Annotated in this window: 1 pseudogene; it reads left to right on the plus strand. The window is 62.9% G+C overall.

Features of this window, described 5'->3' with window-relative positions:
* Positions 1–25: 25 nt before the first annotated feature.
* Positions 26–278, plus strand: a pseudogene (locus SB772_RS40315) (hybrid sensor histidine kinase/response regulator); the annotation flags it as partial.

The raw sequence follows: 278 nt of genomic DNA on the forward strand, positions 1-278 counted from the left end.
GGGCCTCACCATCAGCCGGCAGCTCTTGCGCCTGATGGGCGGCGACATCCGCGTCGACAGCCGCCACGGCGCCGGCAGTGCGTTTTCCTTCGAGTTAAATGTGCAGGTAGTGGCGCATCAGTCGACTGCCATCCCGCCCGAGCAGGCGGTCAGCGGCTACAAGGGACCGCGCAAGCTCATTCTCGTTGTGGATGACGTCGCGGTGAACCGTGCTGTCGCGATCGATATGCTCGGTCAGCTCGGATTCGATGTCGTCGAAGCGATCAACGGACTCGAAG

This window comes from Paraburkholderia sp. SIMBA_030 (assembly GCF_046535245.1).
GTDB lineage: Bacteria > Pseudomonadota > Gammaproteobacteria > Burkholderiales > Burkholderiaceae > Paraburkholderia.